A 24,191-nucleotide genomic window follows, 5' to 3' on the forward strand; every position below is an offset into this window, starting at 1 on the left:
ATGAGTGCCGAGCAGAATTTCCTCGACGTCAAGATCATGGGCCGCGAATACCGCGTTGCCTGCCGGCCGGAGGAGCGCGATGCGCTGCTGGCAGCGGTTGATCTGGTCGACAACAAGATGCGCGAAATCGCCCAGAAGACCAAGAGCACCATCGCCGAACGCGTGGCGGTGATGGCCGCGCTGAACATCGCCCACGAACGCCTGGCGGCGCCGGCTGGCGAGGCTGCCGAAGAAGCGCTTGCGTCGACCGACACGAAGCGTAGAATCGAAGACATGGGAGCACGGCTCGATGCCGTGCTGGCACCCCAGCAGCAACTGGATCTCTGAGTCGCTGCGGGATTGCCCGCCGAGTGTTCCCTGCGGTGTTTGTTAAGGCCATATATTCCTTGAACCAATGCTGATTGGCATCGGTTGCGGACCAAGACTCCGCTGTTGTGCGCGTTCTTCGTCGAATGTGCCTGATGCGGAAGGAAAGCAGCCACTCTGAACCCAGGTTCAGGATGCCGGCCTGACGGCACTCGCGGGGACTTTTACCAAACAGGTGGCAGCTTCTGCCACCTGTTTTCATTTTTGGTTGTCAGCTTCAACGAATATCTCCGATCATGACGATTTGGTGGCTAACGTATCCCTTGCTGGGCATTTTTGGTGGTTTTGTCGCCGGTTTGTTTGGTGTCGGTGGCGGTCTGACGCTGGTGCCCTTCATGTACATGTTGTTTGTTGCCCAGAGCTTTCCAACCGACCATGTCATGCACTTGGCCCTGGGTACTTCGATGGCGACGATCGTGTTTACATCGATTTCCAGCATGCGCGCCCACCATGCGCACGGAGCAGTGCGTTGGGATATTGTCCGGACCATGGCGCCGGGTTTGGTGCTTGGTACCTTTGGCGGTTCGCTGGTTGCAGGCCAGGTACCGACCGGGCCAATGACTGCGATTTTTGTCGTCATCGTCTATTACGCGTCGTTGCAGATGATGCTCGATTTCAAACCGCACGCCCATCGTCAGATGCCAGGCAACCTGGGGCGTTTCGTCGCTGGCGGTGTGATCGGCGTAATTTCCAGCCTGGTCGCGGCCGGTGGCGGTTTTCTGTCGGTACCGTTCATGCTGTTCTGCAATGTGGCGATCCACAATGCCGTCGGTACATCGTCGGCGCTCGGCTTCCCGATCGCTGTTGCCGGTGCTGTTGGTTATATCGTCGCTGGCTGGAGCGATAGCGGACTGCCGGCCTATTCCTTCGGCTATGTCTACCTGCCGGCCTTCATCGGCATCGTTGCGATGAGCATCCTGATGGCGCCGGTCGGCGCCAAGCTGGCGCACAAGCTGCCGGTCAAGCAATTGAAGCGGGCCTTTGGCGGTTTCCTGGCGCTGCTTGCCACCAAGATGCTGCACAGCCTGATCGGCTGAAGTCGATCAGGCGCCGGCCTTGAAGTCGCGCAAGGTGGCAACGAGGTCGGCGAAGCGCTCGCCCTGAACCGTCACGTGGGCGCGCAGTTGTGCCGAGGCGAGATCGCTGTCGCCCTTGATGATGGCGTCGACGATGGCCTGGTGTTCGTTGAACGAGGTCGCCATCCGGTTGCGTACCCGCAACTGCAGACGCCGGTAGGGACGTAGCCGGCGGTGCAGGGCTGTTGCCTGCTCGACCAGAAAGCCGTTGTGGCTGGCTTCGTAGATGCGCTGGTGAAATACTTCATTCAACTGGTAATAGATATCCGGCGTGTTGGCATCGCGTGCCGCTTCGCAGGCGCGGTGCGCCTCCTGTAGCGCTGTCTGTTCGTCAGGCGTGATCCGCCGTGCGGCCAGGCGACCGCACATGGCTTCCAGTTCGGCCATCACCTCGAACATTTCACAGACCCGGTCTGCACCCACTTCGGGCACCGTTGCTCCCCGCCGCGGTCTGATTTCGATCAGGCCGACCGATGAAAGCTGGATCAACGCTTCCCGCACCGGCGTTCGCGAGACGCCGAAGGTATCGGCCAGTTCCTGTTCATCCAGCCGTGTACCGGGGGGGTAAACGCCGGTGACGATGCGTTCCTCTATCAACTCACCCAGGCGTTCTGATTGGCGGGTGGTGGCGGGAATTTCGGTTGTGCTGTTCACGATGGTGCTCCGGAAAGTAGCAATGATTACATTATACGAAATTAGTTGACTAGTATTTAATATTTGATATCTTGTATACACAACGGTGGTTTTTGAACACAAACAAGAGTGCGGTATTCCTTCCAAAGGATAAGCCAGCCGGTCAGCGAGGTATCACCGTCCATGCGTAATCAACCCAGGAGGAGACATCCATGATTAGCAAAACCAAGCGCCACTTTACGCTGGCCATTGCTGCAGCAGCTCTGACTTTTGCGTTGCCGGCGGCTCACGCCCAGGCGCCGCGTGTCATCAAGATTTCGCACCAGTTCCCGGCGGCGACCAGTGAAGACGGTGATTTTCGCGACCGTCTGGTTCGCCGATTCGCCGCCGAAGTCGAGAAGCAGAGCAAAGGCAGCTTGAAATTCGAGATCTACCCGGGCAGTTCTCTGATGAAGACGAACAGCCAGATCGGTGCCCTGCGCAAGAGTGCATTGGACATGAGCCTGGTGCCGCTGGCTTATGGCGGTGGCGAGATTCCGGCGGTCAACCTGACCCTGATGCCGACTCTGGTCACCAGTTACGAGCAGGGCATGCGCTGGAAAAATGCACCGATCGGCAAGGAGCTGGATCGAATTCTCGCGGAAAAAAATATCAAGATACTCACTTGGGTCTGGCAAGCGGGTGGTATCGCTTCGGGCAAGAAGTCGGTGGTTGTGCCGGACGACGCCAAGGGGCTGAAGTTCCGTGGTGGTAGCAAAGAAATGGACCAGATGTTGAAGGGGGCCGGCGCCGCCGTGACCGGCATGCCGTCGTCGGAAATCTACAGTGCCATGCAATCGGGCGTACTCGATGCGGCCTTGACTTCCAGTACCTCGCTGATCAGTTTCCGCCTCTACGAATTCGCCAAATACGTGACGACGGCGCGCAAGAACAGCTTCTGGTTCATGTTCGAGCCGCTGCTCATTTCCAAGAGCCTTTACGACTCGCTGACGCCCGAGCAGCAGAAGATCGTCAGCGAAGTCGGCGCCAGCCTTGAGCAGTTCGGTGTCGAGGAGTCGAAGAAGGACGACGCGCGGATGGCCGATATCTATGCCAAGGCAGGGGCTCAGGTCGCCGACATGGATGACAAGGCCTTCGCCGCCTGGCGTGCTGTCGCCGAACAGACCGCGTTCAAGGATTTCGCCGAGAACATCAAGGGTGGCCGCGAACTGCTCGACATGGCGTTGTCGGTCAAGTGATCCCAGGGCCGGGCAAGGCCCGGCCCCTCATTTTTTCTCGAGGTGAATCATGAGCCCCGGATATTTCATCAGCCGTGCAGTCAAGGTCTTCAATATCGCGACAGGTTACCTGTCGGCTTTCCTGATCGTTATCTCCAGCGGTGTCCTCGTCTTCGAGGTCGCTGTCCGTTATTTCTTTGCCTGGCCGACCGACTGGGAAATCGAGTTCTGTGTGATGCTGTTGATCGCTTCCAGCTTCCTGGCGGCTGCGCATACCCAACTCAATCGTGGGCATGTGCCCATCGAAATTCTCGATGAAGTCATGCCGCGCAGTTGGACGCAATGGCGCATGGCTTTGTCGGACCTTGCGTCTTTCATGTTCTGTGCCTTCATCACCTGGCATTGCTGGCATCTATTTTATGAGGCCTGGGACGAAGGACGGATGAGCGACACTTCATGGGCGCCAAAGATGTGGCCGGTGTTCGCCACTATGGCCGTCGGCATGACCTCGCTGACCCTGCAGATCTTTGTCCAATTTATCGAGGACTCGCTGCCGGAAGCCATGCGCTCGCACCAACCGCCGAAGGAGCACAACGCCGCCATTCAGGTGGCTATCGAACGCATCCAGCATGACGACGAAGGAGCGCAAAAATGAGCGTCGGACAAATGGGCCTGATGTATGGGTTGGCCACCTTCGTTTTTCTTTTCTCCGGCATGCCGATTGCCTTCGCCCTGGGTTCGGTCGCGGTGATTTTTATGTATTTCTTCATGCCGGCGGCGCAGTTGAGCATCATTGCCGAGACCATCTTCTCGGAGCTGAACAGCTTCACGCTGCTGACCATTCCCTTGTTCATCCTGATGGGCGCGGCAATCGGCAAGTCCCGAGCCGGTGCTGACTTGTACAACTCCTTGAACCGCTGGCTGTACAAGGTACCGGGTGGCCTCGGGCTAGCCAATACGCTGGCCTGTTCGGTGTTCTCGGCAATGTGTGGTTCGTCGCCCGCGACCTGCGCGGCGATCGGTTCGGCCGGTATTCCTGAAATGCGCAAGCGGGGTTATTCCGAGCGCCTGGCCACCGGCCTGATCGCTGCTGGTGGCACCTTGGGTATCCTGATTCCGCCATCGCTGACACTGATCCTCTACGGTCTGGCCACCGAGCAATCGATTGGCAAGCTGTTCATGGCTGGTGTTGGGCCGGGATTGCTGCTGACTACCCTGTTCGCTATCTGGGTAATGTACAAGTCCTGGGCAGAGAAGAGCGAGCGCTTGCTCAACCTCAAGGCGACCGGCATGGCTGCCGAGCCCGTGGAGTTCTATAGCTGGAAGGAAAAGCTGGAAATCCTGCCGCGGCTGCTGCCTTTCCTCGGGCTGATCCTGGTCGTCATGGTCGCCCTCTATGACGGTTGGGCGACGCCTTCCGAAGTTGCCGGCATTGGTGCTTTCGGCGCCATGCTGATGGTCATGGCCATCTACGGCTGCTGGCGCTGGTCCGACATGAAGGTGATCCTCTCAGGTACTGCCCGCGAGTCGTCGATGATCATGATGATCATCGCCATGTCCTTCCTCTACACCTACGTGATGAGCTACCTGCACATCACCCAGTCGGCGGCCGCCTGGATCGTATCGCTGGGTATGAGCAAATGGGAGTTTCTGCTCTGGGTTAATGTGATGCTGCTGGTCCTCGGCTTCTTCCTGCCGCCGGTCGCCATCATCCTGATGGTCACCCCGGTGCTGCTGCCGGCGCTGGTCGCCCTCGATATCGACCTGATCTGGTTCGGCGTGATCATGACCATCAATATGGAAATGGGCTTGGTGACACCACCGGTCGGGCTCAATCTATTTGTCATCAGCGGCATCGCGCCCGACGTCAAGCTCAAGCAAATCATGTGGGGCACCCTGCCTTTCCTCGGGCTGATGGCACTCGGCATCGTGCTGCTGTGCATCTTCCCGGAAATCGCCACCTGGCTGCCGTCGCAGTACGCCGGCTCCTGAGTGACGGAAAGATCATCATGAACGCACCTCTCCCCCGCAACTGGGACAGCTTGCGCCAGAGCCGCCGCCGCCGCCTCGAAAGGGCGGCAGGTCTCGGGCTCGGCAAAGCGATCCCGGCCGAACGCATCATCGATCTGCTGGAAGCGGTCATTCAGCCCGGCGACCGTGTCTGTCTGGAAGGCAACAACCAGAAGCAGGCAGATTTTCTCGCCGAGTCGCTGGCCGATTGCGATCCGGCGCGTATCAATCAACTCCAGATGGTCCAGTCTGTCCTGGCGCTACCGAGCCATGTGGACCTTTTCGAGCGCGGCCTGGCAAACCGCCTCGACTTTTCTTTCAGCGGCCCGCAGGGCGCCCGCCTGGCCAAGCTGGTCCAGGAACAGCGCATCGAGATCGGGGCGATTCACACCTATCTCGAACTGTTCGGCCGCTACTTCATGGACCTGACACCGAACGTCGCGTTGATCGCGGCGCAGGCGGCAGATGCCGAGGGTAATCTCTACCTCGGGCCGAACACCGAAGATACGCCGGCCATCGTCGAGGCGACCGCGTTCAAGGGTGGCATCGTCATCGCCCAGGTCAATGAGCGCCTAGACAAGCTGCCGCGTGTCGACGTGCCGGCCGACTGGGTCGATTTCACGGTGTTGGCGCCGAAGCCGAACTACATCGAGCCGCTGTTCACCCGCGACCCGGCGCAGATCACCGAAGTGCAGGTGCTGATGGCGATGATGGCGATCAAGGGCATCTACGCCGAATACGGCGTGACGCGCCTGAATCACGGCATCGGTTTCGACACGGCGGCGATTGAGCTGCTGTTGCCGACCTACGCCGCCGAGCTCGGCCTGAAGGGCAAGATCTGCACGCACTGGGCGCTCAATCCGCACCCGACGCTGATCCCGGCCATCGAATCCGGTTTTGTCGAATCGGTGCACTGCTTCGGTTCGGAAGTCGGCATGGACGCCTATATCTCAGCCCGTTCCGACGTCTTCTTCACCGGTGCCGACGGTAGCATGCGCTCGAACCGGGCGTTTTCCCAGACGGCCGGCCTCTACGCCTGCGACATGTTCATCGGTTCGACCTTGCAGATGGACCTGGCCGGCAACAGTTCGACGGCGACGCTGGGGCGGATCACCGGCTTCGGCGGCGCGCCGAACATGGGTTCCGATCCGCACGGCCGGCGTCACGCCAGCCCGGCCTGGCTGAAAGCCGGGCGCGAGGCGGCCGGGCCGAACGCCATTCGCGGCCGCAAGCTGGTGGTGCAGATGGTCGAAACCTTCCGCGAGCACATGGCGCCGGTCTTCGTCGAGGAGCTCGACGCGTGGAAGCTGCAGAAAATGATGGGCGCCGAACTGCCGCCAATCATGATCTACGGCGACGACGTCAGCCACATCGTCACCGAGGAAGGCATCGCCAACCTGCTGCTCTGCCGCTCGCCGGAAGAGCGTGAGCAGGCGATCCGCGGCGTCGCCGGCTTCACGCCGGTGGGCATGGCGCGCGACCAGGCGATGGTCGAGAACCTGCGCGACCGCGGCATCATCCGCCGCGCTGAAGATCTCGGCATCGACCCGCGTCAGGCGACGCGCGACCTGCTCGCCGCCCGTTCCGTCAAGGATCTGGTGCGCTGGTCGGGCGGCCTGTACGCCCCCCCTTCACACTTCCGCAACTGGTGACCACCATGGAAACACTCGACTTTCGTTTCGCTTCCAAACCGGTATCCCGCGTTGCCGATCCCGCGCTGTGTGGCGTGGTCGGTTCCGGTAACCTGGAAATCCTGATCAAGACCGGCGGTGAGCCGGCTGCTTGCCGGGTCAGCATCAAGACCTCGGCGCGTGGTTTTGGCGACACCTGGCAGGCGGTGCTCGGCAGCTTTGCTGCCGGCCACGCGGCGGGGGGTACCGAGATCGCGATCAACGACATGGGGGCGACGCCCGCTGTCGTCACCTTGCGTCTGGCTCAGGCGCTGGCCGAATATCAGGGAGGTGGCCAATGATCCCGTCACTTGCTTCACGCCACAGCTGGTTCGAGGCGACCGCCCGGGCCCGCCTGGCCGGCCTGCTCGATCCGGGCAGCTTTGCCGAAATCCTGCCACCCGCCGAATCGCAGCCCAGCCCGCATCTGGCGATGCTTGACCTGCCCGGTGCCTTTGATGACGGGGTGGTCGTTTGCTACGGTCAACTGGAAAAAAAACCGATTTTTGCCATCGCCCAGGAAGGCCAGTTCATGGGCGGGGCGGTCGGAGAAATCCACGGTGCCAAGATCGTCGGCCTGCTCCGTCGCGCGGTGCAGGAAAAGCCGGCCGCCGTGCTCTTCCTCATCGATTCCGGCGGCGTTCGTCTGCACGAAGCCAATGCCGGGCTGATCGCCATTTCCGAAATCATGCGCGCCGTGCTCGATGCCCGTGCTGCCGGTGTTCCGGTCATTGCGCTGGTCGGTGGCAGTTGCGGCGCCTTTGGCGGCATGGGCATCGTCGCCAAGCTGTGTTCGGCCATCATCATCTCCGAAGAGGGCCGGCTGGCGCTGTCCGGGCCGGAGGTCATCGAAACGGTGGCCGGGGTCGAGGAATTCGACGCCAAGGACCGGGCGCTGGTCTGGCGCGTCACCGGCGGCAAGCATCGCTACCTGATGGGCGATTGCGCCGAGCTGGTGGAAGATGACATCCCGGCCTTTCGTACCGGCGTCGCCAAACTTCTTGCCGGCTGGCAGGAAGCCGCGCCGGGTCTCGCCCAACTGCGGGCCAGCCAGCAGGCACTGGAAAATCGCCTCGCCGCCTACGCCACGTACCGCGATGGCCTTCAGGTCTGGGCGGCGCTCGGCATCGCTCGGCCGGACAGTGTGCCGCTGCTCGACCGCGACAGCCTGGTCGCCTTGAAGGAAGGATTGCCGACATGAGTCTCAACGACATTCTCGACGCGCTGTTCCCGGCCGGTCACACGGTCGCCGTTGCCAACCAGGTGATCACCGGTGAAGCAACGACTGCCCAGGGTACGGTCGCCGTGCTCGGCACCACCGACGCGGCGGCGATTGACCACGCCATGGCGCTGGCCCTGTCAGGTTTCGTCCTCGACACCGTCGAGCGCCACCCCGGCCGGCCGCTGATCTTTCTCGTCGATACCAGCGGCCAGGCGCTGTCGCGCAGCCAGGAATTGCTGTGTCTGAACGGCTCGCTGGCGCATTTGGCCAGTTGCGTCGATTTCGCCCGGCGTCAGGGGCATCCATCGCTCAGTCTGGTTACCGCCAATGCCGTCAGTGGCGGTTTCCTTTCCTTCGGGTTGATGGCCGATCAGGCTTATGCGCTGGCCGATGCCCAGGTGCGGGTAATGGATCTGCGGGCGATGTCGCGGGTGACCAAGATCGCCCACGAACGCCTGGTCGAACTGGCGGGAACGTCGCCGATTTTCGCGCCCGGTGCCGAGAGCTATGTGCGTATGGGTGGCATCGCGGCCATCTGGCCGGCACCGTCGGCGGACTTGCTTGGTGATGCCCTGAGCGCGGCCCGGAAAGCGGTGAGTGCCGGTGACCAGCGTCAGGGCACAGGCCTGAGTCGCGGCGGCCGCCTGCTGGCGTCGGACATTGCCACGACTGTGCAGAACGCGACCGCCGGCGCCTGAATCATGCTCCGCCACGATCTCGTCTATCTCCATCCGGAGGCAGCCTGGGATTCTCCCTGCGCTGCCGCTGGCTCCCCGCTGTGGCAGGCTGCAGAGCGCTGGATTGCTGGCGGGCGGCCGCTGGTGGTGGCTCGCCAGCCGGATGACCAGGTACTGCTGCTCGGTCTGGCCCTGCCACTGGCTTTCAATCGGCAGCGCTTGTCCATCCTGGTCGCACCATCGGCCGTTGCCCGCTGCCGGCCAGCGCTGACCGTTGCCGACTGCCTGCCTCACCTGCCGGCTGATCAGGCCGCACCACTGCGGGAGTTGGCCGGGCGAGCCGAGGCCTGCTCGGCGATGCTTGGCGTCTACGGTTCGCTGGCTTGGGAGGCCTTGAGTGGCGAGGCCTACCGTCATGCCGGCTCCGATATCGATCTGATCTGCGATGTGGCTACGCCAGCGCAATTCGACACCATGCTGGCGGCCCTGCAGCGTGCAGCGGAAGGCTTGAGCTGCCAGCTCGATGGCGAAATCCGCTTTCCCGATGGTCGGGCCGTCGCCTGGCGCGAGATTGTTGCCAAGCTGAAAACCCCGGCCGCCCCGGTGCTTGTCAAAGGGGCGCGGGAAGTTGGCCTGCAACCGCTCGAAAACCTCGTCGCCACCTTGCTGCCGGAGCCCTGCCATGTCTGAATCCGCCCTGCTGGCGACAGCGTCCCATCAGCTCGAGCCGGGTGACATGGCCGATTTGCCGGCACGGATCGGCCGGCTGGCCATTCGCAGCCTGTACCGTGAGGCAGCACTGTCGCCCAAGCCCGGGCTGGTCTGTCCGGACAGCCCGGGCAGTCATGACGACATGGATTTCGTCACCTTCGTCCGCAGCCTGCAGGCGTTACGCGACTACTTCCCGGCCATCGCGGAATGTGGCCAGCAGGCGCCTGCGCTGGCGCCTTTGCAGGCACTCGGCATCGCTGCCGAACAGCGCATGTTGACGGCTACCGGGGGCGTCAATACGCATCGCGGCGCCATTTTCAATCTCGGCCTGCTCTGTGCGGCGGGCGGCCTGCTTGCAGCTGCCGGTGAAAGACTGGAAGCGGCGGCCGTGTGCCGTACGGTCAGTGAGCGCTGGGGCGAGGAAATCCTGGACGGTTTGGCGGCTCCGAGCGCTGCCGATGCCGCCAGCAACGGTCTGGTTGTTGCCCGTCGATACGGCTGCGGCGGCGCCCGTCAGGAAGCGGCGGCCGGTTTTCCGGCGGCTTTGGAACTTGGCCTCCCGGCCTATCGCCGGATTCTGACCGAAACCGGCGATAGCGAACGGGCTGCGATACAGGCCTTGTTCTCGCTGATGGCCGGGCTGGATGACAGCAATCTGCTGTGGCGTGGTGGTCGCCAGGGACTGAGTTTCGGCCGTCAGCTGGCCGCCGGTTTTCTCGCCGTCGGCGGGGTCCTGGCCACTGACTGGCGCGCTCATGCAGTCGCCATCGACCGCGCTTTCGTCGCCCGTCGGCTGAGTCCCGGTGGCAGCGCCGATCTGCTCGGCGTCACCTTGTTCCTGGCCGAAGTGGACGGCCTGTACTGAGATGCGTCTTGCCCTCCTCTTCAGCGGCCAGGGTGGGCAGACGCCGGAACACTGGCGGCAGGTTGACCATGGTGTTGCCGGGGAACTGCGCGCCGCTTTGCTTCGGGCTTTGCCGACCATCGGCGAAGGCCGGCTAGCAAGCCCGGAAATGCTTGCCCGTAACCGGATCGCCCAGCCGTTGATCTTTGTCCAGCAGATGATGTCCTGGCACCGTCTGCGCGACCGTTTGCCACGACCAATCTGTGCCGCTGGCTATTCGCTGGGCGAGATGGCGGCCTGCTGCGCGGCCGGGGCATTTTCCGCCAGCGACGGCCTCGCCCTGTGTGCTGAGCGGGCGGCCTTGATGGATGCTGCTGCTGCCGGCGAGCACGGCATGCTGGCGGTGCTCGGGCTCGATGAAGCGCTGGTTGCAAGCCTGGCCGCCGAGGCCGGACTGGCGGTGGCGATCCGCAATGCGCCGCGCCACCTGGTGCTGGCCGGGCCACGGTCCGGTATTGTCAGCATCAGCGACCGCCTGCTGGCGGCCGGCGCCAGCCGATTGGTCCCGCTGGCGGTGCAGACGCCATCGCACACCCCCTTGCTGGCTGGTGCTGCGGTGGCTTTTGCCGAGCGTCTGGCGCACATGCCCGATGCTCGCTTGGCCTTTCCGGTCCTTGGCGCTGTCGACGGGACGGCGGCGCGCACGGTACGCCCGGCGCTCGCCGCACTGGGGCGCCAGATTGCCACACCACTGGACTGGGCAGCCTGCCTGCAGTCAGTGCGCGAACTACAGCCGGATGCTGTGCTCGAAATCGGCCCCGGCAATGCCCTGACCCGTCTGTTTGTCGAACTGGCGCCGGAAATTCCGGCACGGGCCTGCGACGATTTCCGTAGTGATGACGGCATCGTTCACTGGATCGAATCATGTGCCGGTTGAGCGAGGCATGATGTCCTTTGCGGTGATTGCAGCCTATCTGCTGACCGGGGGCGTTGCCGGGTTTTTCGCCGGCCTGCTCGGTGTTGGTGGTGGCGTGGTGGTGGTGCCAATGCTGGCCATCCTGTTTGCCGAACAGGGTTTTCCGGCCCGTGAAGTGCTGCACCTGGCGCTCGGGACCTCAATGGCCACCATCCTGTTCACTGCCTTGTCCAGCCTGCGTGCCCATCATGCCCACCAGGCAGTGCTGTGGCCGGTGATGCGCCGGCTGACGCCGGGTATCCTGCTCGGGACGCTGCTCGGCGCCCAGTTGGCTGCCTTCGTCTCGTCGCGGACGCTGTCGATCCTGTTTGTCGGCTTCATGCTCTTCGTCGCCGGGCAGATGATCGCCGAGCGGCGCCCGCAGCCGGGACGCCGCCTGCCCGGTTGGCCCGGCCTCAGTCTGGCGGGTGGTGTGATCGGTGCCTTCTCCAGCCTGGTTGCCATCGGTGGCGGTGCGCTGACCGTGCCTTTCCTGATCTGGTGCAATGTGCGGCCGCATCAGGCGATCGGCACCTCGGCGGCGGTCGGTCTGCCGATTGCTGTTGGCGGTACCCTGGGTTACATCTGGAACGGTTGGGGGCATGCGGGTCTGCCCCCGGGCAGTCTTGGCTTCGTCTATTTGCCAGGGCTGGGCATCATCCTGCTCGCCAGTGTCCTGACTGCCCAATCCGGTGCCCGGTTAGCCCATCGTCTGCCGATACGCGTATTGCGCCGTATTTTCGCCGGTTTACTGCTGCTGCTCTCGGTGAAGATGCTGTGGCGCTTGTACGGCAACTGAACGGCAGTTGATCAGCGCGCCTTGAACACCGGTTTGCGCTTTTCCAGGAAAGCCGCCAGCCCTTCCCGGTAGTCCTCGGTGTCGAGGAAGGCGAAGGACGCGGCTTTTTCTTCGTCGCTCAGCGGGCGGCCGTCGAGCAGGCGGTGGATCCATTGCTTGTGCCAGGCCGCGACCAGCGGGGCGCCGTGGCCGATGCGGCGGGCCGTGGCATAGGCTTCGTCGATGACCTGCGGGTCGGCAACGACGCGCGTCAGCAGGCCTTTTTCATAGGCTTCGCGGGCGTTCAGGATGCGGCCCTCGAGCAGGATTTCCTTGACCACCGCCGGCCCGGCAAGACGCAGCAGGCCTTCCATTTCGCCCGGGTACATCGAGAAGCCGAGCTTGTTGATCGGTGCGCCGAAGCGCGCGCTTTCGCCGGCGATGCGCAGGTCGCAGGCGCCGGCGATTTCCAGGCCGCCGCCGATGCAGGCGCCCTGGATCAGGGCCACGGTCGGATGCGGGCAGTCGGCAATGGCATTCAGGGCGGCGGCAACCTCGCCGTGGTAGTGGAGCGCCTGTGCCAGCGTTGCCCGGGCGGTGACGAACTCTTCCAGGTCGCCGCCGGCGGCGAAGGCCTCGTTGCCGGCACCGCGGATGACCACGCAGCGGATGCCCGGATCGGCGGCCAGCTCGCGCATGTACTGGCTCAGCGTCTGCCACATCGACAAGTCGATGGCGTTGAGTTTCCCCGGATTGTCCAGGGTCAGGGTGGCGATTTCCCCTTCGTTTGTCCGATTGATCTTGCCCATCATGGTTCTCCGTTTTTGCGGCATTTAGTGCAAAAGTCTTACATGCCGTCAGGTTGTTAAGTCTTATATAAGATACAATGCTGCGGCCGATTTACATCGGTAATTATTAATTAATAAGGAGAACAGAATGAGCAGCGTTATGTATGAGCGGATGCGGGAAAATCCCAAATTCCGTGAGCTGGTCGCCAAGAGGGGACGTTTCGCCTGGACCTTGGCAGCCATCGTCCTGACCATGTTCTACGGCTTCGTGATGGTCGTGGCCTTCGCGCCCGAATCGCTGGGCCAGCCGATTGCCGAAGGGTCCCGCTGGACCGTCGGCCTGGTCGCCGAACTTTTCATGTTTATCTTCTTCTGGGTGCTGACGGCCGTTTATGTCCGCAAGGCCAACACCGAGTTCGACGCGCTCTCGCAAGAGATCGTTCGTGAAGCCTGGAAGGAGAACAAGTAATGCGCAAGATCGTTTCCGCACTCGGGCTGCTGAGCCTGTGCACCCTCGCCATCGCCGCCGACGCGGTTGGTGCGACCGAAAAGCAGGCGACCAACTGGCACGCCATCATCATGTTCTGCATCTTCGTGACGCTGACCATGGGCATCACCTACTGGGCGGCCAGCCGCACCAAGTCGACGTCGGACTTCTACACGGCCGGCGGCGGTATCACCGGTTTCCAGAACGGTCTGGCGATTGCCGGTGACTACATGTCGGCCGCCACGCTGCTCGGTCTGACCGCCATGGTCTACATGCAGGGTTACGACGGCTACATCTACATGCTGTGCTTCTTCGCCGGCTGGCCGATCATCCTGTTCCTGATGGCTGAACGCCTGCGCAACCTGGGCAAGTTCACCTTCTCCGACATCACTGCCTATCGCCTCGACCAGGGCAAGGTGCGCACGATGGCCGCGATCTCCTCGCTGACCGTCGTCTGCTTCTACCTGATCGCCCAGATGGTCGGTGCCGGTCAGCTGATCAAGCTGCTCTTCGGTCTGGACTACAACGTCGCCATCTTCGCCGTCGGCATCCTGATGATGGTTTACGTCACGTTCGGTGGCATGGTCGCGACGACCTGGGTGCAGATCATCAAGGCCGTCATGCTGCTGTCCGGCGGTACGCTGGTCATGTTCCTGGCGATGTCCTACTTCAACTTCTCCTTTACCAATGTGATGGACCAGGCGATGTCGGTGCACAAGCTGGGTGAGAAGCTGATGCATCCGGGCAGCCTGCTCGCCGATCCGATTACCGCCATCTCGCTGGGTCTCGGCCTGATGTTCGGTACTGCCGGCCTGCCGCACATCCTGATGCGTTTCTTCACCGTGACCGACGCCAAGGAAGCCCGCAAGTCGGTGCTCTACGCTTCCGGTTTCGTGGCTTACTTCTTCAACGTCATCTTCCTGATGGGTCTGACCGCGATCATCATCGTCGGCCAGAACCCGGATTTCTTCGAAGGCGGCGAAATCGGCAAGAAGCTGATCGGTGGCGGCAACATGGTTGCCATGCACCTGGCCAAGGCGGTCGGCGGCGACATGCTGCTCGGCTTCCTGGCTGCCGTGGCCTTCGCCACCATCCTGGCCGTCGTTTCGGGTCTGGCGCTGGCTGGTGCTTCGGCGATCTCGCACGACATCTACGCCCGCGTGATCAAGAAGGGTACGGCTTCGGAAGCGGCTGAAATCCGCGTTTCCAAGATCGCCACGATCTGCCTCGGCTTCGTTGCCATCGTTCTCGGCATCGCCTTTGAAAAGCAGAACATCGCCTTCATGGTCGGCCTGGCCTTCGGTGTTGCCGCAGCTGCCAACTTCCCGGTGCTGATCCTGTCGATGTACTGGAAGGGCCTGACCACCCGCGGCGCGCTGTGGGGCGGTTACGGCGGTCTGGTTTCCGCCGTGCTGTTCGTGCTCTTCTCGAAGTCGGTGTGGGTCGACGTGCTGGGCAATGCCGCCCCGCTGTTCCCCTACACCCAGCCGGCCCTGTTCGCCATGCCGATCGCCTTCCTGCTGGCCTGGATCGGTTCGACGAGCGACGCCAGCGTTCGCGCGCAGGCCGAGAAGGAAGCCTTCGGCGACCAGTATGTGCGTGCCCAGACCGGTTTCGGTGCAGCCTCTGCATCCAACCACTAAGCGGTACTGAAAGTAGAAACCCCCTGACGAGTTGCCTCGTCAGGGGGTTTTGTTTTTGTATCAGGTGTTTTTCAGGTCAAGCGCTTTTCAGGTTCTGCGCATCCATGCGCGCCAGCGCTTCGCGGCCGGACAGCAGGTGATCGTGCATTTCGCGCTCGGCCTTGGCGGCGTCGCCGGAGAGCATGCTGGCCAGGATGGCCCGGTGCTCGTCGAGCGACTGCTGCAGGCGACCTTCCAGCGACAGCGAGTGCAGGCGCGACAGTTTCAGCACCTTGCGCAGGTCCTGGATGACCGAGAGCAGCCAGCGGTTGCCGGACAATTCCTGGATTTTCTTGTGAAATTCCTGGTTGGCTTCGAAAAAGGCGTCGATGCGACCGTCGCGAGCAGCCGACTCCAGCTTTTCGTGAATCGCCTTGAGTGCCGCCAGATCGGCGGTCTTGGCCCGCTTCACGGCCTCGAAGGCACAGCGGCCTTCGAGCATGGCCATCAGCGGGAAGATGTCGTCGAGGTCGCGGCGGGAAATTTCCGTGACGTAGCAGCCGCGGCGCGGCTTGAGCTCGACCAGCCCTTCCGAGGCCAGGACTTTCAGTGCCTCGCGTAGCGGGGTGCGTGAAATGCCATATTGTTCGGCGAGCTTTTGCTCATCGATCCACATGCCGGGTGTCAGTTCGTGCGCGAAGATGCGTTGCCGCAGTCGTTCGGCGACTTCCTGGTAAAGCGCGGTGGGTGCAATGCGATTCATGGTGATGGTGTGGTCTCGGTGGGCAAGCTCGGTGCGTTGCCGACTTGCTTCCATAATTATGGATACAGTATTATGTAGGGCTGACCATGTCAAGCCGGGTGCGAAAGCGTAGAATTTTGAATTCTGCATCATCGGCCCGAAAAAATCGAATCGGCGAGAGGTGTTTCATGTCTGAAAAGTTCTTTGATTCCAATAACCTGGATGTCTGGGAAAAGGCTGCGGCCAAGCAGTCCCCGGGTGGCGACGTCAACAACCTGGTGTGGAATACCCCCGAAGGCCTTGCGGTCAAGGCTTTGTACACGAAGAAGGATGTCGAGAGCCTCGAGTTCGCCGATACCCTGCCGGGCGTCGCCCCTTTCCTGCGCGGCCCGCAACCGACGATGTACGCGGTCAAGCCGTGGACCATCCGTCAGTACGCCGGTTTCTCCACTGCCGAAGCCTCCAACGCCTTCTACCGCAAGGCGCTGGCCGCCGGCGGCCAGGGCGTGTCGGTGGCTTTCGACCTGGCCACGCACCGCGGCTACGACTCGGACAACGCCCGCGTCACCGGTGACGTCGGCAAGGCCGGCGTGGCGATCGACTCGGTCGAGGACATGAAGATCCTGTTCGACGGCATTCCGCTCGACAAGGTCTCGGTGTCGATGACGATGAACGGCGCCGTGCTGCCCATCCTCGCCGGCTACATCGTTGCCGCCGAAGAGCAGGGTGTCAGCCAGGACAAGCTGTCCGGCACGATCCAGAACGACATCCTCAAAGAATTCATGGTGCGGAACACCTACATCTATCCGCCCAAGCCGTCGATGAAGATCATCGCCGACATCTTCGGCTACACCGCGCAGCACATGCCGAAGTTCAACTCGATCTCGATTTCCGGGTATCACATCCAGGAAGCCGGCGCCAACCAGGCCATCGAGCTGGCCTTCACGCTGGCTGACGGCATGGAATACGTGCGCACCGGCATCGCCTCGGGCATGGATGTCGACACCTTCGCCGGCCGCCTGTCCTTCTTCTGGGCCGTCGGCATGAATTTCTACCTGGAAATCGCCAAGATGCGCGCCGCCCGTCTGCTGTGGCACCGCATCATGACCAAGTTCGAGGCCAAGAGCCCGAAGTCGATGATGCTGCGCACGCACAGCCAGACTTCCGGCTGGTCGCTGACCGAGCAGGACCCGTACAACAACGTCGTCCGCACCACCATCGAAGCGATGGCGGCGGTCTTCGGCGGCACCCAGTCGCTGCACACCAACGCGCTCGACGAAGCGATCGCGCTGCCGACCGAGTTCTCGGCGCGCATCGCCCGCAACACGCAGTTGATCATCCAGGAAGAGACGCACATCACCAACGTCATCGATCCGTGGGCCGGTTCCTACATGATGGAAAAGCTGACCCAGGACATGGCTGACAAGGCCTGGGGCATCATCCAGGAAATCGAGGCGATGGGCGGCATGACCAAAGCCGTCGAATCCGGCTGGGCCAAGATGCAGGTCGAGACCTGCGCCGCCGACAAGCAGGCGCGCATCGACTCGGGCAAGGACGTGATCGTCGGCGTCAACAAGTACAAGCTGGCCAAGGAAGACGCGATCGACATCCTCGATATCGACAACCACGCCGTCCGCGAAGCCCAGATTGCCCGCCTCAAGAGCATTCGCGCCAGCCGCGACAGCGCCGCCGTCAATGCCGCGCTCGACGCGCTGACGAAGGCAGCTGAAAGCGGTGAAGGCAACCTGCTCGACCTGACCGTCAAGGCGATCCGCCTGCGCGCCACGGTCGGCGAAGTGTCGGATGCGCTGGAAAAGGTTTTCGGCCGTTTCCGCGCCAATAACCAGACCATTTCCGGAGTTTACGGAGGCGTCGTCGAAGGTATGGAAAGCTGGGAAGAAATCAAGGCCGATGTCGCCAAGTTCGCCGAAGAAGAAGGCCGTCGCCCGCGCATCATGATCGCCAAGCTCGGCCAGGACGGCCACGACCGTGGCGCCAAGGTCGTCGCCACGGCCTACGCCGACCTCGGTTTCGACATCGACATGGGCCCGCTCTTCCAGACGCCGGAAGAAGCTGCCCGCCAGGCCATCGAGAACGACGTCCATGCCATCGGCTGCTCCTCGCTGGCCGCAGGCCACAAGACGCTGGTGCCGCAGATCATCCAGTCGCTTAAAGCTCAGGGCGCCGACGACATCATCGTCTTCGCCGGCGGCGTGATTCCGGCGCAGGACTACGATGCGCTGTACGCGGCCGGTGCCAAGGCGATCTTCGGCCCGGGCACCCGGATCGAGGATTCGGCCAAGCGCGTGCTCGAAGAAATCCGCAAGGCGCGCGGCTAAGGCCGGGATGAAACTGGACGAGGCGCCGGTGAAGGCGAATCTCCTCTCGGATGCCGACCGGCAGCTGGTCGATGGCGTGAGCCAGGGTCAGCGCCGGGCGCTGGCCAAGGCGATCACGCTGATCGAATCGACCCGTGCCGATCACCAGCAGCGCGCGCAGCAGGTGCTGACCGCGTTGCTGCCGAAGACCGGCAACGCGATCCGGGTCGGCATCTCGGGCGTGCCCGGCGCCGGCAAGTCGACCTTCATCGAGGCGCTCGGTGTCTGGTTGATCGAGCAGGGCAAGAAACTCGCTGTGCTCGCCGTCGATCCGTCGTCGTCAGTCTCTGGCGGTTCCATCCTCGGCGACAAGACGCGCATGGAGTTGCTCAGCCAGCGCGAGGAAGCCTTCATCCGCCCCAGTCCGTCGGCCGGTTCGCTCGGCGGCGTCGCCGAGAAGACGCGCGAAGCCATGCTGCTCTGCGAAGCGGCCGGCTACGACGTGATCATCATCGAGACGGTCGGCGTCGGCCAGTCGGAAACGACGGTGGCCGGCATGGTCGACATGTTCTGCCTGCTGCAGTTGCCAAACGCCGGCGACGACCTGCAGGCGATCAAGAAGGGCATTGTCGAGATCGCCGACATGGTGGTCATCAACAAGGCCGACATCGACAAGCAGGCGACTGCGGTCGTCCGCGCCCAGTGGCGTAATGCGCTGCACATGCTGCGCCCGGCCTCGCCCAACTGGGCCCCGCCGGTGATCGCGCTGTCGGCGCTGCACAAGCAGGGCATCGCCGAGTTCTGGGCCGAAGTCGAGAAATTCCAGGCCGCGCTCAAGCCGACCGGCGAGTTCGACGCCAAGCGCCAGCACCAGTCACTGGCGTGGATGTGGCAACTGATCGACGCCGGCCTGCGCCAACATTTCCGCAATCATCCGCGCGTGCAGGAGAACCTGCCCGCGCTGACCCGTTCCGTCGAGTCGGGGCATACGACGCCGGCTGCCGCCGCGTATGCGCTGCTCGACTATCTGAAACACTGATCACCCGTTCCATTTTGGGAGTTTTCTATGCATGACATCATCCGCCAGCTGGAAAAAAAGCGTGAAATGGCCCGCCTCGGCGGTGGCCAGAAGCGCATCGACAGCCAGCACAAGAAGGGCAAGCTGACTGCCCGCGAACGCCTCGAGCTGCTGCTCGATCCGGGTTCCTTCGAAGAATGGGACATGTTCAAGGAACACCGCTGCGTCGATTTCGGCATGGATCAGGCCGAAAAGACCCCGGGTGACGGTGTCGTCATCGGCTACGGCACGATCAACGGCCGTCTGGTCTTCGTCTTCTCGCAAGACTTCACCGTTTTCGGCGGCTCGCTGTCGGAAACCCACGCCGAGAAGATCTGCAAGGTCATGGACCAGGCGATGAAGGTCGGCGCCCCGGTGATCGGCCTCAACGATTCGGGCGGCGCCCGCATCCAGGAAGGCGTCGCCTCGCTCGGCGGCTACGCCGACGTCTTCCAGCGCAATGTGATGGCCTCCGGCGTCGTGCCGCAGATCTCGATGATCATGGGCCCCTGCGCCGGCGGCGCGGTGTACTCGCCGTCGATGACCGACTTCATCTTCATGGTCAAGGACTCGTCCTACATGTTCGTGACCGGTCCGGAAGTGGTCAAGACCGTGACCCACGAAGACGTGACCGCCGAAGAACTGGGTGGTGCCGTGACCCATACCAGCAAGTCCGGTGTTGCCGACCTGGCCTTCGAGAACGACGTCGAAGCGCTGTCGATGCTGCGTCGTTTCATGAATTTCGTGCCGTCGAACAACAAGGAAAAGCCGCCGGTCACGCCGACCAACGATCCGGTCGACCGCTTCGACTATTCGCTCGACACCCTGGTGCCGGACAACGCCAACAAGCCGTACGACATGAAGGAGCTGATCATCAAGGTCGTCGATGACAACGACTTCTTCGAGATCCAGCCCGACTACGCGAAGAACATCATCATCGGTTTCGGGCGTATGGATGGCCATCCGGTCGGCATCGTCGCCAACCAGCCGCTGGTCCTGGCCGGCTGCCTGGACATCAAGTCGTCGATCAAGGCTGCCCGCTTCGTCCGCTTCTGCGACGCCTTCAACATTCCGGTCGTCACCTTCGTCGACGTCCCGGGCTTCATGCCGGGCACCACGCAGGAATACGGCGGCATCATCAAGCACGGCGCCAAGCTGCTCTACGCCTACGCCGAATGCACCGTGCCCAAGGTCACCATCATCACCCGCAAGGCCTACGGCGGCGCCTACGACGTGATGTCGTCCAAGCACCTGCGCGGCGACGTCAACCTCGCCTGGCCGTCGGCTGAAATCGCCGTCATGGGCCCGAAGGGCGCGGTCGAGATCATCTTCCGCGAGGAAAAGAACGATCCGGCCAAGCTCGCCCAGCGCGAAGCCGAGTACAAGGAAAAGTTCGCCAATCCGTTCGTCGCCGGCGCCCGTGGCTTCATCGACGACGTGATCATGCCGCACGCCACCCGCAAGCGGATCGCCCGCTCGCTGGCCATGCTGCGCGACAAGAAACTCGAAAATCCCTGGCGCAAGCACGGCAACATCCCCCTCTGAGCAATTTGGCATCGCGCATGGCTTCGTTGGCTTCCTCGTCTGCTCCTCGCCGTACTGGCGTACTGTCTCGTCGCAGCCAGCGTCGCCGCCTCGCCCTGCGCGCCCCAAATTACTCAGTAACTCCGAATTGAGGGTCTCTCATGTTTAAAAAGATTCTGATTGCCAACCGCGGTGAAATCGCCTGCCGCGTCATCAAGACCGCCCGCAAGATGGGCATCGCCACCGTCGCCGTCTATTCCGAGGCCGACAAGGACGCCCTGTTCGTCGACCTGGCTGACGAAGCCGTCTGCATCGGTCCGGCGGCCTCGAAAGAGTCCTATCTGGTCGCCGACAAGATCATCGCCGCCTGCAAGCAGACCGGCGCTGAAGCGGTGCACCCGGGTTACGGCTTCCTGTCGGAAAACGCCGAGTTCTCGCGCCGCCTGGAAGAAGAAGGCATCAAGTTCATCGGGCCGAAGCACTACTCGATCGCCAAGATGGGCGACAAGATCGAATCGAAGAAGCTGGCCATCGAAGCCAAGGTCAACACCATCCCCGGCCACAACGATGCCATCGACGGCCCTGACGCCGCCGTGGAAATCGCCAAGAAGATCGGTTATCCGGTGATGATCAAGGCCTCCGCCGGCGGCGGCGGTAAAGGTCTGCGCGTGGCCTACAACGACGCCGAAGCCCATGAAGGCTTCTCGTCCTGCGTCAACGAAGCCCGCAACTCCTTCGGTGACGACCGCGTCTTCATCGAGAAGTATGTGCTTGAACCGCGTCACATCGAAATCCAGGTGCTTGGCGACAGCCACGGCAACTACGTGTACCTGAACGAGCGTGACTGCTCGATCCAGCGTCGTCACCAGAAAGTCATCGAAGAAGCGCCGTCCCCGTTCGTCGATCCGGAAATGCGCAAGGCGATGGGCGAACAGGCCGTGGCCCTGGCCCGTGCGGTGAACTACGAATCGGCCGGTACGGTCGAATTCGTCGTCTCCGGCGCGACCAAGGAGTTCTACTTCCTGGAAATGAACACCCGCCTGCAGGTCGAGCACCCGGTCACCGAACTGATCACTGGCCTCGATCTGGTCGAGCAGATGATCCGCGTCGCCTACGGCGAGAAGCTGCCGCTGACCCAGGCCGACGTCAAGATCAACGGCTGGTCGATGGAATGCCGGATCAACGCCGAAGACCCGTTCCGCGGCTTCCTGCCGTCCACCGGTCGTCTGGTCAAATTCCTGCCGCCGGCCGAGACGACCGACGCTCAGGGCACGACCCGCGTCGACACCGGCGTCTACGACGGCGGCGAAATCTCGATGTTCTACGACTCGATGATCGCCAAGCTGATCGTGCACGGCAAGGACCGCAATGCGGCGATTGCCCGCATGCGCGACGCGCTGAACGCCTTCGTGATCCGCGGCATTTCCTCGAACATTCCGTTCCAGGCCGCGCTGATGCAGCACCCGGTGTTCCACTCCGGCATCTTCGACACCGGCTTCATCCCCAAGCACTACCCGACCGGCTTCGACGCCTCGATGGTGCCGCACGACGATCCGGCGCTGCTGGTCTCGGTGGCTGCCTACGTCTATCGCGCCTTCACCGACCGTTCCGCTTCGATCAGCGGCCAGCTGCAAGGCCATGAGCGCATCGTCGGCGATCAGTGGATGGTGGTGCGCCTGAACGGCGACCAGAAGGAAAACCACCCGGTGACGGCGCGTCCGATCCCCGGTGGCTACCACGTCGAGTACAACGGCCAGCCCTACGAAATCCTGTCCGACTGGAAGCTGGGCGAGTCGCTGTTCGTCGGTACCTGCAACGGTCAGGAATTCACGCTGCAGGTCGAGCGCCACAAGACCAAGTACTCGCTGTTCCACTGGGGCACGCGCGCCGACTTCATGGTCATGAGCGCCCGTGCTGCCGAACTGCTGGCACTGATGCCGGAGAAGCCGGCGCCCGACCTGTCGAAGTTCCTGCTGTCGCCGATGCCCGGCCTGCTGCGCGACATCGCGGTCAAGGTCGGTCAGGAAGTGAAGGCCGGCGAGAAGCTGGCAGTCATCGAAGCGATGAAGATGGAGAACATCCTCAAGGCCGAGCAGGATTGCAAGGTCAAGAAGATCTCCGCCGCCGTTGGCGAAAGCCTGTCGGTTGACCAGATCATCATCGAGTTCGAATAAACTTCTGCTCACGACAAACAGCAAAAAAGGCCTGTTCCCGGACAGGCCTTTTTTTACGAGAGCGCATCATGAGCGGTTTTGAGCACTATCAGCAGGAAATTGCCGATCTTGATCACGAAATTCACAAATACGCGATGATTTGTGGCGTCGACTTGGCCAATCGCCACGAAATCGATGCCTGTCTGCGCGATCATCATGCCAGTTGGGCCGATGACAAGGCCCGGGAGTCACTTCAGGGGCTGTTGGTGCTGCGCATCAAGGTGGAGACGGAAATGATCGAGCAGGGGATGAAGCCACCCCCGCTCGTTCCGACTATGGGCTGATTTTCAGCCGTCGGCGTTGATCCGGGCGATCAGGGCCTGCAAGGTCGTTTCTGCCTGGTCGTTGGCGACCTGACAGGTGCCGGCCGCCTGATGCCCGCCGCCGCCGTACTGCAGCATCAGTTCGCCGACATTGGTCTTGCTGCTGCGGTCGAGGATGGATTTGCCGGTGGCGAATACCGTGTTCTGCTTCTGCATGCCCCACATCACGTGGATCGAGATGTTGGTCTGCGGGAACATGGCGTAGATGGTGAAACGGTTGGTGGCGTAGATCGTTTCCTCGTCGCGCAAGTCGAGCACGACCAGGTTGCCGTACACCTTGGCGCAGCGCTGGATCTGTTCCTTGGCCTGGGCAGCATGCTCGAAATACAGATCAACCCGCTCACGCACGTCGGGCAGCGCCAGGATATCGGCGATGTCGTGGTCGCGGCAGTACTTGATCAGATCCATCATCAGCGCGTAGTTGCTGATGCGGAATTCGCGGAAACGGCCGAGGCCGGTGCGTGCATCCATCAGGTAGTTGAGCAGCACCCAGTCGGTCGGTTCAAGGATTTCCTCGCGCGAGAACTGGGCGGCGTCGGCCTTGTCGACGGCTTCCATCATCGCGTCGCTGATCCGCGGGAAGGCTTGCTTGCCGCCGTAGTAGTCGTAGACAACGCGGGCTGCCGACGGCGCTTCCGGATGGATGATGTGGTTCTTGCGCTCGCCGGTGTTGCGGATGGTTTCCGACAGGTGATGGTCGAAAGCCAGATGCGCGGCGGCGACGTAGGGCAGGTTGGTGGTGATGTCGCGGCCGGTGATGTCCACCTTGCCGTCCTGCATGTCCTTCGGGTGGACGAACTTGATGTCGTCGATCAGATCGAGTTCATTCAGCAGGACGGCGCAGACGAGGCCGTCAAAGTCGCTGCGGGTGACGAGGCGGAATTTTTCCTGGGTCATGCGTGAGTCTCCGGTGGTTTGGGCGGTAAGCTTTTCCTGCAAGCATACCGCCTTCCCGGCA

General features: G+C 62.4%; 24 protein-coding genes and 1 other RNA gene. 21 read left to right on the top strand and 4 right to left on the bottom strand.

From position 1 onward, the window contains the following. The 3 genes from AADV58_RS02465 to AADV58_RS02475 all read left to right on the top strand — a co-directional run bounded on the left by AADV58_RS02465 (position 1) and on the right by AADV58_RS02475 (position 1,403). Positions 1-327, top strand: coding sequence for a cell division protein ZapA (locus AADV58_RS02465; RefSeq protein ID WP_028993738.1), 327 nt, complete (start codon positions 1-3; stop codon positions 325-327). A gap of 24 nt (positions 328-351) precedes the next feature. Then, a non-coding RNA gene (gene ssrS, locus AADV58_RS02470) (6S RNA) lies at positions 352-531 on the top strand. Positions 532-602: 71 nt separating this feature from the next. Beyond that, entirely contained in the window at positions 603-1,403 is an 801-nt protein-coding gene (locus AADV58_RS02475) for a sulfite exporter TauE/SafE family protein (protein ID WP_341743993.1), read from the top strand. Between the two features lie 6 nt (positions 1,404-1,409). Here AADV58_RS02475 and AADV58_RS02480 read toward each other — a convergent pair whose 3' ends face one another. Next, positions 1,410-2,096 (bottom strand): GntR family transcriptional regulator, encoded by a 687-nt coding sequence (locus AADV58_RS02480; protein WP_281982268.1) that lies wholly within the window; start codon positions 2,094-2,096, stop codon positions 1,410-1,412. 191 nt (positions 2,097-2,287) lie between these two features. On the opposite strand from AADV58_RS02480, the gene dctP reads away from it, so the two are divergent. From dctP to AADV58_RS02535, 11 genes are read left to right on the top strand one after another with little or no spacing between them, the layout of a single operon-like run. After that, complete coding sequence (gene dctP / locus AADV58_RS02485) at positions 2,288-3,313, top strand: TRAP transporter substrate-binding protein DctP (RefSeq protein ID WP_281982266.1); 1,026 nt, start codon at positions 2,288-2,290, stop codon at positions 3,311-3,313. A 49-nt stretch (positions 3,314-3,362) separates the two neighbouring features. Continuing rightward, complete coding sequence (locus AADV58_RS02490) at positions 3,363-3,947, top strand: TRAP transporter small permease subunit (RefSeq protein WP_281982264.1); 585 nt, start codon at positions 3,363-3,365, stop codon at positions 3,945-3,947. After that, the gene (locus AADV58_RS02495) at positions 3,944-5,284 is read left to right on the top strand and encodes a TRAP transporter large permease (RefSeq protein ID WP_281982262.1); all 1,341 of its coding nucleotides are present in this window, start codon (positions 3,944-3,946) and stop codon (positions 5,282-5,284) included. The genes AADV58_RS02490 and AADV58_RS02495 overlap by 4 nt, the downstream gene beginning before the upstream one ends. Before the next feature lie 17 nt (positions 5,285-5,301). Beyond that, complete coding sequence (gene mdcA / locus AADV58_RS02500; RefSeq protein ID WP_341743994.1) at positions 5,302-6,954, top strand: malonate decarboxylase subunit alpha; 1,653 nt, start codon at positions 5,302-5,304, stop codon at positions 6,952-6,954. Positions 6,955-6,959: 5 nt separating this feature from the next. Further along, positions 6,960-7,274, top strand: coding sequence for a malonate decarboxylase acyl carrier protein (gene mdcC / locus AADV58_RS02505; RefSeq protein WP_341743995.1), 315 nt, complete (start codon positions 6,960-6,962; stop codon positions 7,272-7,274). Beyond that, complete coding sequence (locus AADV58_RS02510) at positions 7,271-8,173, top strand: biotin-independent malonate decarboxylase subunit beta (protein ID WP_281982256.1); 903 nt, start codon at positions 7,271-7,273, stop codon at positions 8,171-8,173. The genes mdcC and AADV58_RS02510 overlap by 4 nt, the downstream gene beginning before the upstream one ends. After that, a complete protein-coding gene (mdcE, locus tag AADV58_RS02515) occupies positions 8,170-8,892 on the top strand; it encodes a biotin-independent malonate decarboxylase subunit gamma (RefSeq protein ID WP_281982255.1) in 723 nt (240 codons plus the stop codon). The genes AADV58_RS02510 and mdcE overlap by 4 nt, the downstream gene beginning before the upstream one ends. A gap of 3 nt (positions 8,893-8,895) precedes the next feature. Continuing rightward, positions 8,896-9,561, top strand: coding sequence for a malonate decarboxylase holo-[acyl-carrier-protein] synthase (gene mdcG / locus AADV58_RS02520; RefSeq protein ID WP_341743996.1), 666 nt, complete (start codon positions 8,896-8,898; stop codon positions 9,559-9,561). Continuing rightward, positions 9,554-10,447 carry a triphosphoribosyl-dephospho-CoA synthase MdcB gene (gene mdcB / locus AADV58_RS02525; protein WP_341743997.1) on the top strand — a complete coding sequence of 298 codons (894 nt, stop codon included), beginning with the start codon at positions 9,554-9,556 and terminating at the stop codon, positions 10,445-10,447. The genes mdcG and mdcB overlap by 8 nt, the downstream gene beginning before the upstream one ends. A gap of 1 nt (position 10,448) precedes the next feature. Continuing rightward, positions 10,449-11,363, top strand: coding sequence for a malonate decarboxylase subunit epsilon (gene mdcH / locus AADV58_RS02530; RefSeq protein ID WP_341743998.1), 915 nt, complete (start codon positions 10,449-10,451; stop codon positions 11,361-11,363). 7 nt (positions 11,364-11,370) lie between these two features. Continuing rightward, positions 11,371-12,180 (top strand): sulfite exporter TauE/SafE family protein, encoded by an 810-nt coding sequence (locus tag AADV58_RS02535; protein ID WP_424243828.1) that lies wholly within the window; start codon positions 11,371-11,373, stop codon positions 12,178-12,180. An 11-nt stretch (positions 12,181-12,191) separates the two neighbouring features. Here the strand turns inward: AADV58_RS02535 and AADV58_RS02540 are convergent, their stop codons facing one another. Next, positions 12,192-12,971 carry an enoyl-CoA hydratase/isomerase family protein gene (locus AADV58_RS02540; protein ID WP_028993736.1) on the bottom strand — a complete coding sequence of 260 codons (780 nt, stop codon included), beginning with the start codon at positions 12,969-12,971 and terminating at the stop codon, positions 12,192-12,194. Positions 12,972-13,095: 124 nt separating this feature from the next. On the opposite strand from AADV58_RS02540, the gene AADV58_RS02545 reads away from it, so the two are divergent. Together AADV58_RS02545 and AADV58_RS02550 are read left to right on the top strand one after the other, a co-directional pair. Next, positions 13,096-13,416: a DUF485 domain-containing protein gene (locus AADV58_RS02545; RefSeq protein WP_245580480.1), complete on the top strand. Its 321-nt coding sequence runs from the start codon at positions 13,096-13,098 to the stop codon at positions 13,414-13,416. Continuing rightward, the gene (locus tag AADV58_RS02550) at positions 13,416-15,077 is read left to right on the top strand and encodes a cation acetate symporter (RefSeq protein ID WP_028993734.1); all 1,662 of its coding nucleotides are present in this window, start codon (positions 13,416-13,418) and stop codon (positions 15,075-15,077) included. The genes AADV58_RS02545 and AADV58_RS02550 overlap by 1 nt, the downstream gene beginning before the upstream one ends. A 76-nt stretch (positions 15,078-15,153) precedes the next feature. Here AADV58_RS02550 and AADV58_RS02555 read toward each other — a convergent pair whose 3' ends face one another. Then, positions 15,154-15,825 (bottom strand): GntR family transcriptional regulator, encoded by a 672-nt coding sequence (locus AADV58_RS02555; protein WP_028993733.1) that lies wholly within the window; start codon positions 15,823-15,825, stop codon positions 15,154-15,156. A 161-nt stretch (positions 15,826-15,986) separates the two neighbouring features. Here AADV58_RS02555 and scpA point away from each other — a divergent pair, with 161 nt between their 5' ends. The 5 genes from scpA to AADV58_RS02580 all read left to right on the top strand — a co-directional run bounded on the left by scpA (position 15,987) and on the right by AADV58_RS02580 (position 23,194). After that, positions 15,987-18,137, top strand: a complete 2,151-nt coding sequence (scpA, locus tag AADV58_RS02560; protein WP_341743999.1) for a methylmalonyl-CoA mutase — start codon at positions 15,987-15,989, stop codon at positions 18,135-18,137. A 7-nt stretch (positions 18,138-18,144) separates the two neighbouring features. Continuing rightward, positions 18,145-19,155: a methylmalonyl Co-A mutase-associated GTPase MeaB gene (meaB, locus tag AADV58_RS02565; RefSeq protein WP_341744000.1), complete on the top strand. Its 1,011-nt coding sequence runs from the start codon at positions 18,145-18,147 to the stop codon at positions 19,153-19,155. 27 nt (positions 19,156-19,182) lie between these two features. Then, positions 19,183-20,718, top strand: a complete 1,536-nt coding sequence (locus AADV58_RS02570; RefSeq protein WP_341744001.1) for an acyl-CoA carboxylase subunit beta — start codon at positions 19,183-19,185, stop codon at positions 20,716-20,718. 140 nt (positions 20,719-20,858) lie between these two features. Continuing rightward, on the top strand, positions 20,859-22,871 hold the full coding sequence (gene accC / locus AADV58_RS02575) for an acetyl-CoA carboxylase biotin carboxylase subunit (protein ID WP_341744002.1): 2,013 nt from the start codon (positions 20,859-20,861) through the stop codon (positions 22,869-22,871). A gap of 68 nt (positions 22,872-22,939) precedes the next feature. Beyond that, on the top strand, positions 22,940-23,194 hold the full coding sequence (locus AADV58_RS02580) for a hypothetical protein (RefSeq protein WP_028993728.1): 255 nt from the start codon (positions 22,940-22,942) through the stop codon (positions 23,192-23,194). A 3-nt stretch (positions 23,195-23,197) separates the two neighbouring features. On the opposite strand, the gene AADV58_RS02585 is transcribed toward AADV58_RS02580, so the two are convergent. After that, positions 23,198-24,130: an exopolyphosphatase gene (locus AADV58_RS02585; RefSeq protein ID WP_281982231.1), complete on the bottom strand. Its 933-nt coding sequence runs from the start codon at positions 24,128-24,130 to the stop codon at positions 23,198-23,200. Between the last annotated feature and the right edge of the window lie 61 nt (positions 24,131-24,191).

Source organism: Azonexus hydrophilus (genome assembly GCF_038368255.1).
GTDB classification, from domain to species: Bacteria; Pseudomonadota; Gammaproteobacteria; order Burkholderiales; family Rhodocyclaceae; genus Azonexus; species Azonexus hydrophilus.

Coding starts and splice junctions, on each gene's coding strand:
- dctP (WP_281982266.1), top strand. CDS start 2,288: ATGATTAGCAAAACCAAGCGCCACTTTACGCTGGCCATTGCTGCAGCA.
- AADV58_RS02495 (WP_281982262.1), top strand. CDS start 3,944: ATGAGCGTCGGACAAATGGGCCTGATGTATGGGTTGGCCACCTTCGTT.
- AADV58_RS02550 (WP_028993734.1), top strand. CDS start 13,416: ATGCGCAAGATCGTTTCCGCACTCGGGCTGCTGAGCCTGTGCACCCTC.
- AADV58_RS02465 (WP_028993738.1), top strand. CDS start 1: ATGAGTGCCGAGCAGAATTTCCTCGACGTCAAGATCATGGGCCGCGAA.
- mdcA (WP_341743994.1), top strand. CDS start 5,302: ATGAACGCACCTCTCCCCCGCAACTGGGACAGCTTGCGCCAGAGCCGC.
- mdcH (WP_341743998.1), top strand. CDS start 10,449: ATGCGTCTTGCCCTCCTCTTCAGCGGCCAGGGTGGGCAGACGCCGGAA.
- AADV58_RS02545 (WP_245580480.1), top strand. CDS start 13,096: ATGAGCAGCGTTATGTATGAGCGGATGCGGGAAAATCCCAAATTCCGT.
- AADV58_RS02475 (WP_341743993.1), top strand. CDS start 603: ATGACGATTTGGTGGCTAACGTATCCCTTGCTGGGCATTTTTGGTGGT.
- scpA (WP_341743999.1), top strand. CDS start 15,987: ATGTCTGAAAAGTTCTTTGATTCCAATAACCTGGATGTCTGGGAAAAG.
- AADV58_RS02490 (WP_281982264.1), top strand. CDS start 3,363: ATGAGCCCCGGATATTTCATCAGCCGTGCAGTCAAGGTCTTCAATATC.
- mdcE (WP_281982255.1), top strand. CDS start 8,170: ATGAGTCTCAACGACATTCTCGACGCGCTGTTCCCGGCCGGTCACACG.
- AADV58_RS02585 (WP_281982231.1), bottom strand. CDS start 24,130: ATGACCCAGGAAAAATTCCGCCTCGTCACCCGCAGCGACTTTGACGGC.
- meaB (WP_341744000.1), top strand. CDS start 18,145: ATGAAACTGGACGAGGCGCCGGTGAAGGCGAATCTCCTCTCGGATGCC.
- AADV58_RS02535 (WP_424243828.1), top strand. CDS start 11,371: ATGATGTCCTTTGCGGTGATTGCAGCCTATCTGCTGACCGGGGGCGTT.
- AADV58_RS02570 (WP_341744001.1), top strand. CDS start 19,183: ATGCATGACATCATCCGCCAGCTGGAAAAAAAGCGTGAAATGGCCCGC.
- accC (WP_341744002.1), top strand. CDS start 20,859: ATGTTTAAAAAGATTCTGATTGCCAACCGCGGTGAAATCGCCTGCCGC.
- mdcB (WP_341743997.1), top strand. CDS start 9,554: ATGTCTGAATCCGCCCTGCTGGCGACAGCGTCCCATCAGCTCGAGCCG.
- mdcG (WP_341743996.1), top strand. CDS start 8,896: ATGCTCCGCCACGATCTCGTCTATCTCCATCCGGAGGCAGCCTGGGAT.
- AADV58_RS02580 (WP_028993728.1), top strand. CDS start 22,940: ATGAGCGGTTTTGAGCACTATCAGCAGGAAATTGCCGATCTTGATCAC.
- AADV58_RS02510 (WP_281982256.1), top strand. CDS start 7,271: ATGATCCCGTCACTTGCTTCACGCCACAGCTGGTTCGAGGCGACCGCC.
- AADV58_RS02540 (WP_028993736.1), bottom strand. CDS start 12,971: ATGATGGGCAAGATCAATCGGACAAACGAAGGGGAAATCGCCACCCTG.
- mdcC (WP_341743995.1), top strand. CDS start 6,960: ATGGAAACACTCGACTTTCGTTTCGCTTCCAAACCGGTATCCCGCGTT.